This window comes from Sodalis ligni, assembly GCF_016865525.2.
Lineage (GTDB): Bacteria > Pseudomonadota > Gammaproteobacteria > Enterobacterales > Enterobacteriaceae > Acerihabitans > Acerihabitans ligni.
This window is the reverse complement of sequence record NZ_CP075169.1, coordinates 2848305-2866459: the sequence shown is the minus strand read 5'-3', so window position 1 is coordinate 2866459 and position 18155 is coordinate 2848305. Positions and strand designations below refer to the sequence as shown.

12 protein-coding genes and 1 pseudogene are annotated in these 18155 nt (G+C 57.6%); 4 read left to right on the top strand and 9 right to left on the bottom strand.

From position 1 onward, the window contains the following. Positions 1 to 173: 173 nt before the first annotated feature. Together GTU79_RS13295 and GTU79_RS13290 are read right to left on the bottom strand one after the other, a co-directional pair. Positions 174 to 620, bottom strand: a complete 447-nt coding sequence (locus GTU79_RS13295; RefSeq protein ID WP_203521568.1) for a GNAT family N-acetyltransferase — start codon at positions 618 to 620, stop codon at positions 174 to 176. A 233-nt stretch (positions 621 to 853) separates the two neighbouring features. After that, positions 854 to 1165 (bottom strand): hypothetical protein, encoded by a 312-nt coding sequence (locus GTU79_RS13290; protein ID WP_214514023.1) that lies wholly within the window; start codon positions 1163 to 1165, stop codon positions 854 to 856. 17 nt (positions 1166 to 1182) lie between these two features. On the opposite strand from GTU79_RS13290, the gene GTU79_RS13285 reads away from it, so the two are divergent. From GTU79_RS13285 to GTU79_RS13270, 4 genes are read left to right on the top strand one after another with little or no spacing between them, the layout of a single operon-like run. Beyond that, entirely contained in the window at positions 1183 to 2421 is a 1239-nt protein-coding gene (locus GTU79_RS13285; RefSeq protein ID WP_203521569.1) for an efflux RND transporter periplasmic adaptor subunit, read from the top strand. A gap of 18 nt (positions 2422 to 2439) precedes the next feature. After that, positions 2440 to 5556, top strand: coding sequence for an efflux RND transporter permease subunit (locus GTU79_RS13280; protein ID WP_203521570.1), 3117 nt, complete (start codon positions 2440 to 2442; stop codon positions 5554 to 5556). Beyond that, positions 5553 to 8855, top strand: coding sequence for an efflux RND transporter permease subunit (locus GTU79_RS30345; RefSeq protein WP_253073587.1), 3303 nt, complete (start codon positions 5553 to 5555; stop codon positions 8853 to 8855). Before GTU79_RS13280 ends, GTU79_RS30345 begins: the two co-directional genes overlap by 4 nt. Further along, positions 8852 to 10294: an efflux transporter outer membrane subunit gene (locus GTU79_RS13270; protein ID WP_203521571.1), complete on the top strand. Its 1443-nt coding sequence runs from the start codon at positions 8852 to 8854 to the stop codon at positions 10292 to 10294. Before GTU79_RS30345 ends, GTU79_RS13270 begins: the two co-directional genes overlap by 4 nt. Here GTU79_RS13270 and GTU79_RS13265 read toward each other — a convergent pair. From GTU79_RS13265 to dgoD, 7 genes and pseudogenes are all read right to left on the bottom strand, one after another. Next, complete coding sequence (locus GTU79_RS13265; protein ID WP_253073586.1) at positions 10260 to 11495, bottom strand: serine hydrolase domain-containing protein; 1236 nt, start codon at positions 11493 to 11495, stop codon at positions 10260 to 10262. The genes GTU79_RS13270 and GTU79_RS13265 overlap by 35 nt on opposite strands. Positions 11496 to 11673: 178 nt before the next feature. Further along, on the bottom strand, positions 11674 to 11841 hold the full coding sequence (locus GTU79_RS30340) for an EamA family transporter (RefSeq protein ID WP_253073585.1): 168 nt from the start codon (positions 11839 to 11841) through the stop codon (positions 11674 to 11676). A 317-nt stretch (positions 11842 to 12158) separates the two neighbouring features. Further along, entirely contained in the window at positions 12159 to 12509 is a 351-nt protein-coding gene (locus GTU79_RS30335) for an EamA family transporter (RefSeq protein WP_253073584.1), read from the bottom strand. A gap of 192 nt (positions 12510 to 12701) precedes the next feature. Next, on the bottom strand, positions 12702 to 13991 hold the full coding sequence (locus tag GTU79_RS13255; RefSeq protein ID WP_203521573.1) for an MFS transporter: 1290 nt from the start codon (positions 13989 to 13991) through the stop codon (positions 12702 to 12704). A 273-nt stretch (positions 13992 to 14264) separates the two neighbouring features. Continuing rightward, on the bottom strand, positions 14265 to 15110 hold the full coding sequence (locus GTU79_RS13250) for a 2-hydroxyacid dehydrogenase (protein WP_214514022.1): 846 nt from the start codon (positions 15108 to 15110) through the stop codon (positions 14265 to 14267). Positions 15111 to 15207: 97 nt separating this feature from the next. Then, a pseudogene (locus GTU79_RS13245) lies at positions 15208 to 16409 on the bottom strand (MFS transporter). A 344-nt stretch (positions 16410 to 16753) separates the two neighbouring features. Beyond that, on the bottom strand, positions 16754 to 17902 hold the full coding sequence (gene dgoD, locus GTU79_RS13240) for a galactonate dehydratase (protein WP_214514021.1): 1149 nt from the start codon (positions 17900 to 17902) through the stop codon (positions 16754 to 16756). Between the last annotated feature and the right edge of the window lie 253 nt (positions 17903 to 18155).

Below are 18155 nucleotides of genomic sequence, written 5' to 3'. Positions count from 1 at the left end.
ATTATTATTACATAGATATCCATTTTTGAAACAATGCTTTGCATTCAATTTATTTATTTAGTAATTATTCACGTAATTAATTGGTCTTTTTACGATGAAAATTATAATATGAAATATAGCCCTATACCAGAAATTACGTCATCGTAAAAAAAATAACGCCGCAATAGCCGGTGTTAACAGAGCGATTTTTTCATATAAACCACAACGCCGCCGCTGAAAGGCTCTTCACGGTCCAGTCGGTAGCCTAACCGCAAATAGAATCGTACATTTTCCCTGAAGAGCTGGTTTGTGTATAGCCTGATCTCCTTTACCCCGAGGGAGAGTGCTAATTTTTCCGCATGGCCCATAAGCTGGCGTCCATACCCTTTACCCTGCTGCTCCGGCGCTACGGCGACGTTTTCAATGAGCAGATGATCAGACGCCGGTATCGTTTCAATCAACGCGGCCAGGGTGGCGCCTGTATAGAACAAATCGATAAAATGTTCGCTGACGGCGGCGGCGTAGTCGGCCACCATGGGTTTGGGCTTGCGGCCAATCACCGGAATCCACTTCGCATAAGCGGCGCACGTCAATGCCAGGATGGCCGGTACATCCTGCGCCGTTGCCCGCCGCATTGTCATATGCCGCGACTCCTCTTGGTCAATGTCACCCGGTGGATGCGCGAAGCATCGGCACGTGCGTTTGCAGGATCAAACAGCCCCGCCGGCTCTTTTGAGGCCGAGTCCATTATCTGCCTCCTGCTGTGTTGTTTTAGTCGGATCATAAACCAGGCTGCCGTTATGTTTTCTCCAGATTATACCATCCCAGCATAGGCTCTTAATGGGAAGCGCATTCGATATTGCAAATGTAAACATTAATGACTTTTGCTTGTAAACGCCGCGGGCCGTTTTACCGGGTCAGGCAGGTCATCCGATAGCGCCTCTTCCAGCGGATTGCCGGGTATTACAGCCTTGTGCCGCCTGGAAATTTGTTTTAAGTCCGTAAGGAGAGAAGCCGGCGTTCCCGGCGATAAATACGGGCAGCGGACGATCTGGCGGCAAAGAAAATAGTAAAGGCATGACATAAATAAGCATTTTAATAATTTGACCGCCTCAATGCATACGGATAGTTTGAGAGCCGTTCCGGCGGTGGCCGAAGAGAGGAACAGCGCGGCGTTTTTTATCATTTCCCGGGAGAGGATATATGAGTACCAACGGCCCGACAGTAGGCAAACAGGGTCACAAAAGGCGCGGCATGATAATAGCCGTGGTTGTCATTGTCGTGCTGGTCATCGTCATTTTGTACCATCACCTTAACGGCAAGAAACAAAGAACCGGTCTGCCGCCGCAGGTGGTGAGCGCCACCGCCGCGACATTGGGCAGCATGCCGGAAATCCTCAACGAACTGGGCACCGTGACGCCGGTTTCCACGGTAACCGTGCTGCCCCAGCTAAGCGGCTATCTTACCGAGGTGGGCTATAAGGAAGGCCAGGATGTCAAAAAAGGGCAATTCCTTGCGCAAATCGATCCCCGGCAATACCAGATAGACAAGCAGCAATCCCAGGCGCAGTTAGCCAAGGATCAGGCCAGTCTTGACCAGGCGCGTGCCGACATGGCGCTTTATACTCAGCTGCATGCCCAAAAGTCCATCGCCGAACAGACCTTTATCGATCAGAAATTCACCGTTGAACAGGACGCGGCGGCGGTAAAGGCCGATGAGGCCAGTATCGCCCAGTACGACCTCGATTTGGCCTATTGCCGTATTACCGCGCCCATTGACGGACGCGTCGGCCTACGGCTGGTGGACGTGGGCAATTATGTCACCGAATCCAGCTCCACGGGTATTGTGGTGATCACCAGCATGAAACCCACCACCGTGCAATTCACCGTACCGCAAAATGCCTTGGGTAAGGTGTTGGAACAGTTCGGCGCCGGCGCAAAACTGCCGGTAACGGTGTACAACAGCGATAACAGCAAACAGCTGGCCGTCGGCGCGCTGTATGCCATCGGCAACCAGATGGCTACCAGCACCGGCACGGTGACGCTGCGCGCTACTTTTCCCAATGACGACGAGCAACTGTATCCAAACGAGTTCGTGAATGTGCAGTTGCTGGTGGATACGCTGCAAAACGCGGTCCTGGTGCCGACGCCGGCGATACAGACCGGGGCGCCGGGCGATTTTGTCTATTTGGTGAATGCCGATAATACCGTCTCGGTGCATAAGGTCACGCCCGGGCCGAGCGACGGCCGGAATACCGTCATTCTTTCCGGCCTCCAGGCGGGTCAAACCGTGGTGATGGACGGCATGGACCGCCTGAGCGACGGCGCCAGGATCAAAGTAGCGCAGCCTGACGCGGCGGGAAGCGCGCAGGCTCCCGCCGCCGCAACGACGCAGCGCCATGGCGGGAAACGGGGCCATGGCTCTTCTCACGCGCAATCATAACGGACAGGTGCCTTTGCCATGAATATTTCCCGCCTGTTCATTATGAGGCCGGTGGCCACGTCGCTCATCATGATCGCTCTGGTGCTGTTAGGTCTGGTAGCGGTGCGCTTTTTGCCGGTCTCGTCCCTGCCCAGCGTGGATTATCCCACGATTCAGGTCAAAACCTTTTATCCCGGCGCCAGTCCGGATGTGATGAACACCACGGTGACCGCGCCGCTGGAAGTGCAGCTGGGTGAAATCCCGGGGCTGCAGCAGATGACCTCCAACAGCTCCGCCGGCGCTTCAATTATTACGCTGCAATTTGATCTTTCCTTGAATCTGGATGTGGCCGAGCAGGATGTGCAGGAAGCCATCAACGCCGCCAACAGCCTGTTGCCAAGCGGCCTGCCCTCGCCGCCGACCTACGCGAAAGTCAACCCGGCGGACCAGCCCATTATGACGCTGGCCATCACTTCCCGCTCCATGTCGCTGCCTCAATTACAAGACGTGGCCAACAACCGGTTGGGAACCAAAATTTCGGAGGTCCCCGGTGTCGGTCTGGTGACGCCGGCGGGGGGCAATGTTCCGGCGGTGAGGATCGAGGCCGATCCGCAGAAGCTGGCGGCCTATGGGCTCTCCATCGACAATCTCCGATCGCTTATCGCACAGGTGAATGTCAGCCAGCCCAAAGGCAATTTCGACGGGCCCAAGCTTGACTACACCATTAACGGCAACGACCAGATCCAGGATCCCAACGATTACCTTAATACGGTGGTTTCCTATAAAAACGGCGCGCCGGTCTATTTGCGCGACGTTGCCCGTGTGACCCTGGCCGCCCAGGATAACGAGCAGGGCGCCTGGTACAATCATACCCCGGCCATTGTGCTGAATGTGCAGCGCCAGCCGGGGGCCAACGTCATCGCCACGGTGGCGCGCATCAAACAGGAACTGCCGCAGCTGGAATCCACCCTGCCGGCGGGGGTCAATGTCCGGATCGTGTCCGATTCCACCGGGGTGATCCGCGCTTCGGTAACCGATGCCGCCTTCGAGCTTATCCTGTCGGTGATACTGGTGGTGCTGGTGATATTTGTGTTTTTGCGCAATCTGCCGGCGACCATCATTCCCAGTATTTCGGTGCCGGTGTCCCTTATCGGCACGCTGGCCATCATGTATGAGCTGAACTACTCCATCGATAATCTCTCCTTGATGGCGTTAATCATTGCCACCGGCTTTGTGGTGGATGATTCCATTGTGATGATCGAGAATATCGTACGCTACCTGGAGGAGGGTGAGTCGCCCCTCAACGCCGCCCTGCACGGCGCCGGGCAGATCGGATTTACCATCCTGTCGCTGACGGTCTCCCTGATAGCGGTGCTGATCCCGTTGCTGTTCATGGGCGGCGTTATCGGCCGTTTGTTCAGCGAATTCGCCGTGACGCTGGCCATTACCATCGTGCTGTCGGGGGTGGTTTCGCTGACCCTGGTGCCGATGCTGTGCGCCCGCCTTCTGCGCGCCCGGGCCGATCGCCGCCCGAGCCGTTTCGAACGCGTCAGCGAGGGGATGTTCAACAAAATCCTCGCGGCCTACGAGCGCGGATTACGGGTAGTGATGGGCCACCAGACCCTCACCATGATTGTTTTCGCCGTTACCCTGGTCATTACCGTGGCCCTTTATATCACCATCCCCAAGGGACTGTTCCCGGTGCAGGATGTCGGGGTTATCCAGGCCATCAGCACCGCCGACAATTCCGTTTCCTACGGCACCATGGTTGACCGGCAGGCGGCGCTGGCCCAGGCGATTCTCAAGGACGCCGACGTGGATAATCTCACCTCATATGTCGGCATCGACGGCACCAATACCACGCTCAATAACGGCCGGTTCCTGATTAACCTCAAGCCCAACGCCCAGCGCTCCCAGAGCGCGGAAGCCATCGCCCGCCGGATTCAGACCGAGGCGGGCAACGTGCCGGGCATCAAGCTCTACCTGCAGCCGGAACAGGATTTGACCCTGGATACCACCGTGTCGCCGAACCAGTATCAGTTTGTGCTGCGCGGGCCCAGCCAGCAGGCGTTCCAGCAGTACGTACCGGCGCTTATCGATCGCATGAAGGCGATCGCGTCCATCCGCGACGTGACCAGCGACCTGAATAATGACGGCCTGAGCGTGAATGTCGAGGTGAACCGGCCGCTGGCGGCGCGCTTCGGTATCACCGCGGCCACTATCGATAATGCCCTTTACGACGCGCTGGGGCAGCGCATTGTCTCAACCATTTTCGATCAGTCCAGCCAGTACCGGGTGATCCTGGTGGCCAAACCGGAAAAGCTGCCGACCCTGCAATCCCTGGGTGAACTCTACCTGCCCAGTCAAACCAGCAGCACCGGCCAGGTGCCGCTGAGCGCCATTGCCAAAATCAACATCACCAGGTCGCCGCTGGTAATAAGCCACCTGTCGCAATTCCCTTCGGTGACCATCTCGTTCAATCTGGCGCAGGGAGCCTCCCTGAGCAAGGCGGTGGATCAAATCAACCAGGCCGAAAAGGCGGTGAATCTGCCCCCTTCCATCACGTCCTCGTTCCAGGGGGCGGCACAGGCGTTCAAAGATTCCCTGTCCAGTGAAGTCTATCTGCTGATAGCGGCGCTGGTGGCGGTCTATATCGTGCTCGGCGTGCTTTACGAGAGCTTTATCCATCCGGTGACCATTCTGTCCACCCTGCCCTCCGCCGGCATCGGCGCGTTGCTGTCGCTGATGCTGGTGGGAGGGGATCTGGACGTTATCGGCATTATCGGCATCGTGCTGCTGATAGGCATCGTGAAGAAAAACGCCATCATGATCGTGGACTTCGCGCTGGAGGCGGAGCGGGAGCACGGCAAATCGCCGGCGGAGGCCATAGTGGAGGCTTCGCTGCTGCGCTTTCGGCCGATACTGATGACCACGCTGGCCGCCATGCTCGGCGCCCTGCCCATGCTGCTGGGGTCCGGCACCGGTTCGGAGCTGCGCCGTCCGCTGGGTCTGGCCATCATCGGCGGGCTGAGCTTAAGCCAGCTATTGACCCTGTTTACCACGCCGGTGATTTATTTGTGCTTCGATCGCCTGGCAAAACGCTTTCGCCGCCAACCCGCGCAGTTAGCCGACGGCGGCCAGGGTGAGACCCGGTGAATATTTCCGCCCTGTTTATCCGCCGGCCGGTGGCCACCGCGCTGCTGGCCCTGGCCATCCTGCTGTCGGGAACGCTGGCGTTTTTTCACCTGCCGGTGTCGTCGCTGCCCAATGTCGCGTTTCCGGTTATCGTGGTGCAGGCGAACATGGCGGGGGCCAGTCCGGACATTATGGCCTCCACCGTGGCGGAGCCCCTTGAAAAGCGGCTGGGCACCATTGCCGACGTGACGGAAATGACCTCCACCAGCTATGTGGGTTCCGCCATGATCGTCATTCAGTTCGGGCTGAATCGCGATATCAACGGCGCCGCCCGTGATGTGCAGGCCGCCATCCAGGCGGCGCGCGCCGACTTGCCCACCACGCTGCGCAACAACCCGATTTATCGCGAGTACAATCCGGCCAGTACGCCGCTGATGGTCCTGGCGCTCACCTCCGACACCCTGACCCGCGCCCAGCTCTATGACTCGGCGGATTCGGTGATTTTACAGCAGTTGTCGCAGGTGAGCGGCGTGGGTGAAATTACCCTTGGCGGCAGCGCCCTGCCCGCGGTGCGCGTTGAGCTGCAGCCGGATCAATTGAACAGTTACGGCATCGGCCTGGAAGACGTGCGCGCCGCCATCAGCGCCGCCAACGCCGACAGCGCCAAAGGACATATCGACCAGAACGGCCAGCGTTACGAAGTCATGTCCAATGATCGGCTCAGCAAAGCGGAACCCTACCGCAACCTGGTGATTGCCTATCGCAATAACGCGCCGGTCATGCTGGGGGATGTGGCCAGCGTTCAGGATTCGGCGGAAAACCTTCGCAACGCCGGGCTATACAACGGCAAGTCATCGGTGCTGGTCATCGTTTACCCGCTGCCCGGCGGCAATGTGGTGAATACCGTCGCGCAGATCCGCAAGGTACTGCCGTCGATCCAGGCGACCCTGCCGGGCAATATCCATCTCAATATCGCCATCGATCTGTCGCAATCGGTTAAAGCCGCGGTCGGCGATACGGGACGGACCCTGTTTATCGCCGTGCTGCTGGTTATCGGCGTGGTGTTCGTGTTCCTGCAGTCGCCCCGGGCGGTATTGGTGCCCACGGTGGCGCTGCCGCTCTCCATTATCGGCACCTTTGGGCCGATGTATCTGCTGGGCTATAACCTGGACAATCTTTCGCTGATGGCGCTGACCATCAGCACCGGATTTGTGGTGGACGACGCGGTGGTGGTGCTGGAGAATATCGTCCGCCATGTTGAATCGGGCATGAGCGTCCGCGAGGCCTCGCTGCGCGGCAGCGCCGAGGTGAGCTTCACCGTGATCTCCATGAGCCTGTCGCTTATCGCGGTATTCCTGCCGATCCTGCTGATGCCCGGCATCGTCGGACGGCTGTTTCACGAATTCGCCATGACGCTCTCCATCGCCATTCTGTTCTCGCTGCTCATCTCCCTCACCATTACCCCGACCCTGGCCGCCTGCGTGCTCAGGCGCAAACAGGCCGCGGGCGCCAAGGGCAAGGCGCGCTGGTCGCTGTGGTGCGAACATCAGTTTGAGCGTTTCAAGCATGCCTACGCCCGTTCGCTGACGGTGGTGCTGGATCATGCGCTGCTGGTGGGATTGACGCTGGTGGGGCTTATCGTGCTTAATGTTTTTCTCATCAGGCTGGTGCCCTCGACCTTTTTCCCGGAGCAGGACAATGGCGTGATGATTGGCCAGATAGTCGCCGACCAGAGCATTTCGTTCCAGGCCATGAAGGAAAAGCTCACGCGGCTGGAGGCCATTGTGCAACGGGATCCGGCGGTGGCCTCGGTATCCGGGTTCACCGGCGGCCGCGCCCTTAACACCGCCAATGTGTTTATCGAGCTCAAACCGCTGGCGGAGCGTAAAATATCCGCCGCCGGGGTGGCGGAAAGGCTGCGGCCAAAACTCAACGGCGTATCCGGCGCGCGGCTGTTCCTGCAGGCGGCGCAGGATCTGCGCATCGGCGGACGCCAATCCGCGGCGGAGTACCAGTATACCCTGACCAGCGACGACGCCCAGGCGCTCTATACCTGGGTACCGCGGCTGGTGACCGCGCTGGCTAAACACCGCGGCAGCTTGCTGGACGTGAACTCGAATTTGCAGCAAAACGGCCTGCAGGCCTATGTTCATTTCGACCGCGCTACCGCCGCCCGCTATAACTTCGCCCCCAATCAGCTGGACAGCGTGCTCTATGATGCGTTTGGCCAGCGTGCGGTTTCCACCATCTACAATGGCCTCAATCAGTATTATGTGGTGATGGAAGTGGCGCCGCAGTATTGGCAGTATCCGCAAATGCTCAATCGCATCCGTTTCAGCCCGGCGGCGGGAAATGCCAGCGGCACCGATCAAACCCAGATGTCGTCAAGCCTGGTGAGCGGCGCCACGCAAACCTCCGCGCAGGGTTCGTCTACCTCCACCAACGCCTTGAATGCCGATGCCGAAGCCAACCAGTTGACAAACGCCATTTCCAACTCCCGGGGCGGCAGCTCCAGCGGCAGCGCCGACAGCACCTCCGCCGAGAGCCTGGTGCCCTTCCCGGCGCTGGCCTCTTATACGCAAAACCATACCGCCACCCAGGTTAACCATCAGGACGGCCTGGTGGCCGCCACCATTTCCTTCAATTTGCCCCCCGACGGCTCGCTGAGCGCCGCCGGCGCGGCCATCGATCAGACCATGCGGGAACTCAAGGTGCCGGCCTCCATTCACGGCGGTTTCGCCGGCGCCGCGCAGGCATTCGGCCAATCCATGTCCACCATGCCGCTGCTGATCCTGGCGGCGCTGGCGGCGGTCTATATCGTGCTGGGCATACTGTATGAGAATACGATACATCCCGTCACTATACTTTCCACCCTGCCGTCCGCCGGCATCGGGGCTACGCTGGCGCTGCTGCTGTTCGGTACGCCGTTCTCGGTTATCGCCCTTATCGGCATTATTTTGCTGATTGGCATCGTAAAAAAGAATGCCATTATGATGATTGACGTTGCCATTACATTGCAGCGGGATCAGGGCTATACCCCGAGGGAAGCCATTCACGGGGCGGCGGTGATGCGCTTGCGGCCTATTATGATGACTACCGCCGCCGCCGTGCTGGGGGCGGTGCCGCTGGCCATCGGCATCGGCCAGGGGGCATCGCTGCGACAGCCCCTGGGCATTACCGTGATGGGCGGCCTGATTTTCAGCCAGGTCTTTACGCTGTATACAACACCGGTGATTTATCTCTATCTCGACCGTTTGCGCGCCAGACTCGCCAAGTGGTCGGCCAGCCTGCCGTGGAATAAAACGAACGCGAGCCTATGAATATGAAAATCTCCCACATCGCCCTGATGACCTCCCTAGCGCTGTTGCTCGGCGGCTGTATGGTGGGCCCCGACTACCATCGCACGCAGGTGCCGGTACCGGCCCGATTCAAACCGCTGCCCGGCTGGACCGTGGCGGCGCCCTCCGCCGAGGCCCCCAAGGGCGACTGGTGGACGGTGTTTAACGACCCGCTGATAAACCGGCTGGAACCGGCGGTGTCGGTCTCCAACCAGACCGTGCGCCAGGATTACGCCAACTACCGGGAAGCCCTGGCCGACGTGGAAACCGCCCGCAGCAGCCTGTTTCCCACGATAGGCGTCACCGGTTCCTCAACCCGGCAGCGCACCGCCGGCGCCAGCAGCCTGGGCGGCTCCGGCGCCGTGAGCAATTCGGGCGCGCTGGAAGGGAGCGCCAGTTGGTCAATCGATCTCTGGGGCAAGGTTCGCCGCACCATCGAAGAGAACAAGGCCACCGCCCAGGCCAGCGAAGCCACCCTGGCCAATGCCACCCTGTCCGAGCAGACCGCCCTGGCCAGCGCCATCATTGAACTGCGCACCAGCGATGCCAATATTGCCCTGCTGCAAAAAACGGTGGCGGCCTATCAAGAGTACCTGCGGGTGTTGACCAATCAGGGCGCCCTCGGCACCGCGAAGCCGTCCGATGTCATCACCGCGAAAACCCAGTTGGAGAACGCCCAGTCCAGTCTCATCGCCCTCGGCGTGGCGCGCGCCCAATACGCCCACGCCATTGCGGTATTGGTGGGCAAGAACCCGGAAGACCTGACCATCGAACCCGCCCCCATGCCTACGCTGCCCACCGTTCCGCTGGTGGTGCCCTCAACCTTGCTGCAGCGGCGGCCGGACATCGCCGTGGCCGAACGCGAGATGGCGGCGCAAAACGCCGCGGTGGGGGTTGCCGAGGCGGCTTATTATCCCACGCTCTCCCTGTCCGCTGCCGATGGGTTTTCCCAAACGCCGCTCAGCGGCCTGCTGCATGCCGCCAACCATATCTGGTCTCTGGGCGCCGAGGTGGATGATACGGTGTTCGATTTTGGCGCCCGTGAAGGCCAGGTCGCCGCCGCCAAGGCCGCTTATGACGGCGCGGTGGCCAATTACCGCGGCACCGTGCTGACGGCGTTCCAGAGCGTGGAAGACGATCTGTCCGGTTTGCATATTCTCGCCCAGCAGGCGGCGGTGCTGGACAGCGCAGTTACCGACGCCACCCGCGGCGCCCAGATCGCCTTCAATGAGTATCAGGTGGGCACGGTGGATTACACCACCGCCGCCACCGCCCAGGTGACGCAACTGAGCGCAGAGCAAAACGCGCTGAGCGTACAGGAACAGCGTCTGCTGGATTCGGTGTCACTGATAGGGGATATGGGGGGCGGCTGGTCGGCCGATGCCCTTAACGATACGGCGCATGACCTGGCGAAACGCTGAGTTGATCCGATGCCGCCTTTGCATCGGCGGCGTCCCCCATTCGCTGCAACAAGCGATGGCCGATGGTATTTGTCCAGTTAAAGCTATTTTGCAGCACCACCACCGCGGTCTTATGCCGGGTATCAAGGCCGATATAGCTGGAGTAGCCGCCGATAAATCCCACCTGGTAAGTAATGCGCTGCCGGCCCACGTTATCGACAACCCAGGCAATGGCCGCCGCTTGTTGGCTGCGATGGAAACGCACATTCAGCGAATCCCGCAACGCCGCATCCAGCGCCGGATTGCCCGTGGCCCGCATATGCGCCTGGGCATAGGACAGCAGGTCGTTCGCATTGGTGTAAAGGCCCGCGGCGCCCACCATGGAGGAGGAAAAGCACCAATCGGGCACCGGCTGTCCGCGGCGGATAAATTTGGGCTGGTCGCCGGCATGGCCGATGGCGCGCCGGGAATACCCCGGCAGTAGCCGCGGGTCGTAGCCGGTATGGGTCAACCCCAGCGGCCCGGTAATATTCTCCGCCAGTAGCTGATTGACATTTTTACCGGTACGTTTTTGCAGGATATAATCCAACAAAGCATATCCCAGATTGGAATAGCGCGGTTCAGCTTTCCCCGGCTTGTGGAAATCCGCCAGATAATCCAGCATGCTGTCATTATCCAAGGAATGGTAGAAATTTTCACCGGTAAACAGATAGTCAATAAAGGCGGTTAATATTGCCATCGAGGGCATTTGCCTCGGCAGGCCGGAAGTATGGGTCGCCAGCTGCAGCAGGGTAATCTTGCGCGCATCGGCGCTGAGGCGGACGGTGGAAGGCAGCAGGGTCTGCAACGTCTCATCCCAGCGAAACACGCCTTTGCGCACCAGGATCTCCGTGATTTCGGCAATAAAACCCTTGCTGACCGAACCGACGGCAAACAGCGTGTCGCCGGTGATAGGATAACCGTGTTCCGCGTCAGTGACACCGTAACTAAAAGTCGTTTTTGTGCCGTCCCCCTGCAGCACCCCCACCACCAGCCCCGGCATCTGTTTTGCGGCCAGTAAAGGCCGGGCCAGGCTGTCCACCTGTGCCGGCAGGTTTCCGTTGGCGGCGAAATCCCGGCCGGCGGCGCTGGAGGTATCCACAGGCATGCGGGATAAGGTACCGCAGGCAGAGAGCAATAAAGCGCCGCAAAACATCGATGCAAATAATATTATTTTTATCATTATTTCCGAGCAATCAAATACGCCAACTGAAACGCCATCGGCCAAAATGAGCCGGAACAGGAGAACGGGAATCGGCAGCATGATAATCCAATGCCGGTCCCTTATAAACAGCAATAGTTATCCGCAAACGACTCACGCCGCTCCACTGGCCTTTAACAAAGGGAAACAGCGATCATTGCTACACTTTTAGCAGCATAACGCCGGTAATGATCACCACCAACCCTACTCCCTGCAATCGGCTAAGGCGCTCCCTCGTATAAAAACCTAATAGCGCAGTCACTCCACTGGCCAGGGAGCTTAAAACAGTCACTATTGCCACATGCCCTGATTTTGCGCCATAGGCCAAAGAGAAGAACCCTACCAAGCTAAAAAGCTGATTGAGAAAAGTAAAGACAACAGAGACACAGGCGGTGCGGCGAAGTCTCTTTCACGGATAAATAAATGAATAACAGGATCACCGCAGTACAATAATAAATCCATAAGGCGTTTATCACGCCAAAAGCATGCACCGCAAACTCGCCCTGTAGCCAAAATCCCGCGCCAAACAGTACTGCGGAAAGAAATGCAAAAATAATGGATGCCGGCGTTTCACGCTTGCCATCCCCAGATTTCGGGATGCTGGTCAGGCAGGCCCCAGCACGCATAAAATCAGGCTGAACAGCGTCAAGGAAGAAAGGAATTTCCGGAAAATAGGGAAAGCAGCGTGGTTATGGCGCCATAGAGCGACGCTATTGGAGCAACAACAGCGGCTTTACCAATAGATAGGGCCTTCAGGAGAAAGACCATGGCGGCAAGATTACAAAGGGATGCGGCGATACATATTGACAGACTTGCTACGCTGGCGCTAACCGGCTTATACGAACACAGCACAATGATGGAAAGCAGCAGCAGACCAAAAATCTGACTGAAAAAAAGCGATTTATAAACACCTATTTTTCGAGCGGCGGAGCCCGCCAAAAAATCCGTACCACCCCAGCACAGTGCTGAAAGCAATCCCATTAATATTGCCATCATAAATCCTGATTGACCGTATCGGCAAAAAATTTAAACAACGGCATATAAGATAACGTTTTGTTACGGACGCAGCCATAGGAATACATCATCGGGACGTCTCACTGTAGTAATGGGTCCGATGGGGCTGATTTACCGCCCGAAGCATCGCTGGCCCACGTTCGCCATTCCATGGCGCATAGTCCGAAATGGTTATCACCCCACGCGTTTTACTTCGCCCACCAGGCAAATATAGGACAGCGCCCCCAGCAGGGCCACCACGGCGATATAGATCAGCGCCGGCGAAAAGCCATAATCCTGCGCCAGGTATCCCACCACCAGGGGTACGGTGATGCCCCCCAGCCCGCCGACAAAATTGAACACGCCGCCGGTAAGGCCGATTAGCCGCAGCGGCGCCAGCGACGACACCAGCGACCAGGTGATGGAGGCGAAGCCGTTGCCGAAGAAGGCCAGCGCCATCAGCACCATAATCCAGACGGGATCGTTGGTATAGTTGGCCCCCATAATACAGGTAGAGAGCAGCAGTCCGCAGATAATCGGCGTTTTACGGGCAAAACCGATGGATTTTCCGCTCTTTACCATGCGATCGGCGAAGATACCCGACAGCAGCACGCCGAAAAAAGCCGCCAGAAAGGGCACGGTGGTCATGAAACCGGCGGTAAGAGCCCCGATATGCTTTTCCTGCGTCAGATAGTTGGGAAACCAGGTTAAAAAGAACCACAGCGTGGAGGTCACGGCGAACTGTCCGAGATAGACCCCCACCAGCTTGCGGTTGAATACCAGCTTCCAGTCAGCGGCGGACAGGGCTACGCGCATTTTCTTTTCAACGGGCGCGTCGCCGTCAATCATGCCGCCGCCGGCGGCGATATAATCCAGTTCCGCGGCGTTGATGCCTTTGCTCTTTCTTGGCGACTGGTACACAAAGTGCCAGATAATCGACCAGATAAGACCGATGGCGCCGGTAATGATAAAGACCCAATGCCAACTGAGCATTTCCTGGATCCAAATCAGCAGCGGCGTCAGAAACGCCAGGCCGACGAACTGCCCCGAAGTGAAAAAGCCGACGGCGGAAGCCCGCTCCTGCTCCGGAAACCAGCTGGTGACCATACGGTTATTGGTGGGGAAAGCCGGGGCTTCAAACATACCGGTAATGGCGCGCAGCCCGAGCAGGGTGGTTAAACCATTGGCGAACCCCTGCCCCAGGGTGGCCAGCGACCAGCCGAAGATGGCGATAAAGTAGGTCATCTTTGAGCCGACCCGGTCGAGAAACCAGCCGCCGGGTATTTGGAAAATGGTATAGGTCCAGGCAAAGGCTGAAAATATATATCCCATGCGGGCTTTATCAATGCCGAATTCCTGTTGGATATGCACCGATGCCACCGCCAGATTTGCCCGGTCGACATAACAGATAACCACCGTGATAAAGATCATCAGCAGCGTCAGATAGCGTCTTTTTGTCGGCGCCGCGGAAACTGAAATATCCATCTTTTGCGTCCTGTTTATACAACTGAAAAAGGTAGGGTAACGGCGGTAAATACACCGCCAACTTTCTCAGGGCAAAGCATCCTCTGCGTCTGTTACGCATCATTATTACATCAGGATCACCCTGTATATATTACGGTTATTCGAGATCGATATTATCGGTACGAATAACCTTGCCGCCCATAAAGAGCGGAGAGTATGGCAGTAAGGATTGTAGCGCTATATTTACTTATTGTACTACAATGCCGATCACAGTTTAGCTATCCCGCTGCCGTATCAATAAGGCGCCACCGGCGAGAGCAGCGGCCGGCCGGCAAAATAAGCGGCAACATTGTCAAACACCAAATCCGACATCGCTTTGCGGGTGGCGTGGGTTGCGCTGGACATATGGGGAGTTATAACCACATTGGCGCGGTTGTACAGCGCCGCGGGCACATGGGGTTCGTCGGAAAAGACGTCCAGTCCGGCGCCGCCGATGGCGCCGCTGTCCAGAGCCTGGATCAGATCCGCTTCGTCCACCACAGTGCCCCGGGCGATATTAATCAGGATGCCTTCCCGCCCCAGCGCGGCCATGATGGGCGCGTTGATAAGCGAGCGGGTTTTCTCGCCGCCGTTCACGCACACCATCAAATAGTCGCTGGCGGCGGCCAGGTCCGCGATATGGGCGTAATATTGCCACCGGCTATCCGGCTGGGGGCGGTAATCGTTATTTTTGGTCCAGGGATAACCGCCTTCGTTCCAGCCGCCCCGTTCGATAAACCGCTGCGCGCCGACGATTTGCCGGGAGGTGGCCAGCATCAATCCCATCGCCATATCCGCCACATCGTCCGTTAATACATCAGGGGTGTTGGAAACGCGGATACCGCGGCGTTGCGCCGCCGCCACATCCACGCCGTCATAACCGACGCCGAATACCGCAATCAGCTCCAGGGCGGGGAATTCGGCGATAAAGTCCTCGGTCACCGTCGATTCGCCATTCACCACCAGCACGCGGGTCTGCGGCGACAAGACCTGCCGCTCCCGTTCCGAGAGCAGCGCATAGTCCGCCATCTGGAAACTCTCCGCCAGCCGGCGGGTCAGCGCGTCGGGCAGCATGGCGGCTTTCATTACGAAATATGTCATGATATTTACCTGATAATTAATGTCATTTATTTTACATGCCGGGTCTGTCGGCACAGTCCGCAGAGGCTTTACGCCTCTGCCATCCTGCGCCGCCTTATTAGCTCCGGGCGCGTTCGTCAACGCTTGGGAGAGGATTCCCTTCCACAGCGGGCGCACGGGTTCTGGCGACAAAAATACCGACGATGCCGCCGATAATCAGCGCGACGGCGATAATCAGCAGTCCGTAGTGGTAGCTGTTGGTGACGTCTTTGATTTTTCCCAGTAGCGGCGGCAACCCCAGTCCGGCGAAGTTGGCGATGGCATTGATAAAGGCAATGGAGGCCGCGGCCGCCACGCCGGTCAATTTTTCGGTGGTAACCGCCCAGAAAATCGGCGTCAGGGCAAAGTTAAAGCCGACGGTCAGGACCAGTAATATGTAGGCTAGCCACAGATTGGCGCAGTAAATCGAGATGGCCAGCAGCACACCGGAGATAATCAGCGGTACCCCCAGATGCAAAGAGCGCTCTTTGGTGGTATCGGAATGGCGGCCGTTGAGGTACATAAACAGGCAGGCAAACACAAAGGGCACCGCTGCGAGCAGGCTGATAACAAAGTTGCTCTTGTCCGCCGCCATGCTTTTGAGTATCAGCGGTAAAAACAGCGTGATCCCGATGGAACAAAACGCCTGCAGGAACCACACCAGGCTCAGCAGCCACACCACTTTATTCTTGAAGGCGCTGCCCCATGAGTGGTTTTTATCCACCACCGCGCCGGCGTTATCCTGCTCCAGCTTGTTCTTTAGCCAGCCTTTTTGTTCAGCGCTCAGCCAATGGGCTTTCTCGGGAGTGTCAGACAGGTAGAACAGTACCAGAATGCCCATGATCACCGCCGGCGTGCCCTCGATAAAGAACAGCCAGCGCCAGCCCGCGATATCGGCCAGGCCGTGCATGCCGAGTATGCTGCCGGAAATGGGCAGGCCGATAATGGAAGCCAGTACCGAGCCCATATAAAGAATGACATGGCCCGTGCCCGGCTGCTTTTCGGGAACCAGCAGGAAATATAATAGATAATGCCCGGCGCAAAGCCCGCTTCGGCCATGCCCAGCAGGAAACGCATGATATAGAGCTGGGTCGGGGTATGGACAAACCCCATACCGGTGCTCACCAGGCCCCAGGTGATCATGATGCGGGCGATCCAGAGTTTGGCGCCGACCCGGGTCATAATAATATTGCTGGGCACTTCAAACAGGATATAGGAAATATAAAACATCCCTACCCCTAATCCATACATACTGGTGGTCAAGCCGAGATCGGCATTCATTTGTAATGCGGCCACCGATATATTGGTCTTATCGAGATTGGAAATAAAATAACAGAGAATAATAAACGGGATTATTTTTAAATTAAGCTTACTGATGGTCGAGGTGCCCAAATCGATAGTCATATCATCACCTTTTAGCGACGGCCGAATGGCAGGCAAAGGAAGCCCTTGATCGGTCATGGCGAGTTATTGTAGGGCTTATAATGTCACGGCCAACCGCTGGTAAACTTTATAAGCAGTCTGTCCGTTTCCTAGAGGTAACGTATTTCCAACCCGGTTATACCCGCAATAATTCACGTTGAAGTATAACGGGTATCATTAGGGTTAGTACCGTCCGGCGCCGGTTACCATTCCGCCACCGCGCCGTCAGGATAGCGCCATACCGGGTTACGCCAGTCGCCGGCATTTTTGCTGCGCTCAATAACGAGTTCTTCATTGATTTCCACACCCAGTCCGGGTTTGGTTAACGGATAAAAATAACCGTCCGTCATTTTAAAATCGTCTTTGTTAATAACGTAATCCAGCAGCTCTGCCCCCTGGTTATAATGAATGCCCATGCTTTGTTCCTGCAATACCGCGTTATAGGAAACAAAGTCAACGTGCAGGCAGGACGCCAGCGCAATGGGACCCAGCGGGCAGTGTGGCGCCAGAGCTACGTCATAGGCTTCTGCCATGGAGGCGATTTTCAGGCATTCGGTAATGCCGCCGGCGTGGGAGAGATCCGGCTGGGCAATGGCCAGGCCGCCGTTGGCCAGAACGCGTTTGAATTCGTAACGGGAGAACATGCGTTCGCCGGCGGCGATGGGGATGGCGGTTTGCGCCGCCAGGCGCGGGTAGTATTCCGCCTGCTCCGCCAGTACCGGTTCTTCGATAAACAGCGGACGATAGGGTTCCAGCTCCTTAATCAGCAGCTTTGCCATGGGCGCATTTACCCGGCCGTGGAAATCCAGCCCGAACTCGATGGCGTTGCCCATGGCTTCACGCACCTGGGCCGCCACCGCTACCGCGGCGTCGATTTTGCGTGAATTATCGATGAGGCCCATCTCTTCGCAGCCGTTGAGCTTAAAGGTATCAAAGCCGATCTCGGTGAGTTTTTTCATGCCGGCGATAACATCGGCGGGGCGGTCTCCCCCTACCCAGCTGTATGCTTTGATCTTATCCCGCCCCAGCCCGCCCGGCAGTTGGTACACCGGTACCCCCAGCGCTTTGCCTTTGATATCCCACAGCGCCTGATCGATACCGGCGATGGCGCTCATCAGGATTGGGCCGCCACGATAAAAACCGCCGCGATAGAGGGTTGACCAGATATCATTGATGCGCGCGGGATCCTGGCCGATTACGTATTCGGAAAGTTCATGTACCGCTGCTTCCACCGTGCGCGCGCGGCCTTCGATCACCGGCTCGCCCCAGCCGGTGATCCCTTCGTCGGTTTCCACTTTGAGAAACATCCAGCGCGGCGGTAGACGGTAGGTGGTCAGCTTTGTCACTTTCATTTTCACGTCCTTCTTGGTCAATAACGGCATGCGTTTGCTGTCGCACTATTATGTTTTGGATTGTAGCATCAAGATTTAATATTGTACTACAATCTGGATCACACTTTGAGGAATCCACCGGCGGGTGAACGCTGCTATTCGAAATAATCAGTGTGTGGCTGAGGAGACGGGGATTGCTCGTTGCACGTCCGGTGATGGCGGGCCTAGCGTGCCATGAGGCGCTCGGTCGGGCGGGAAAACCACGCCCGATTCG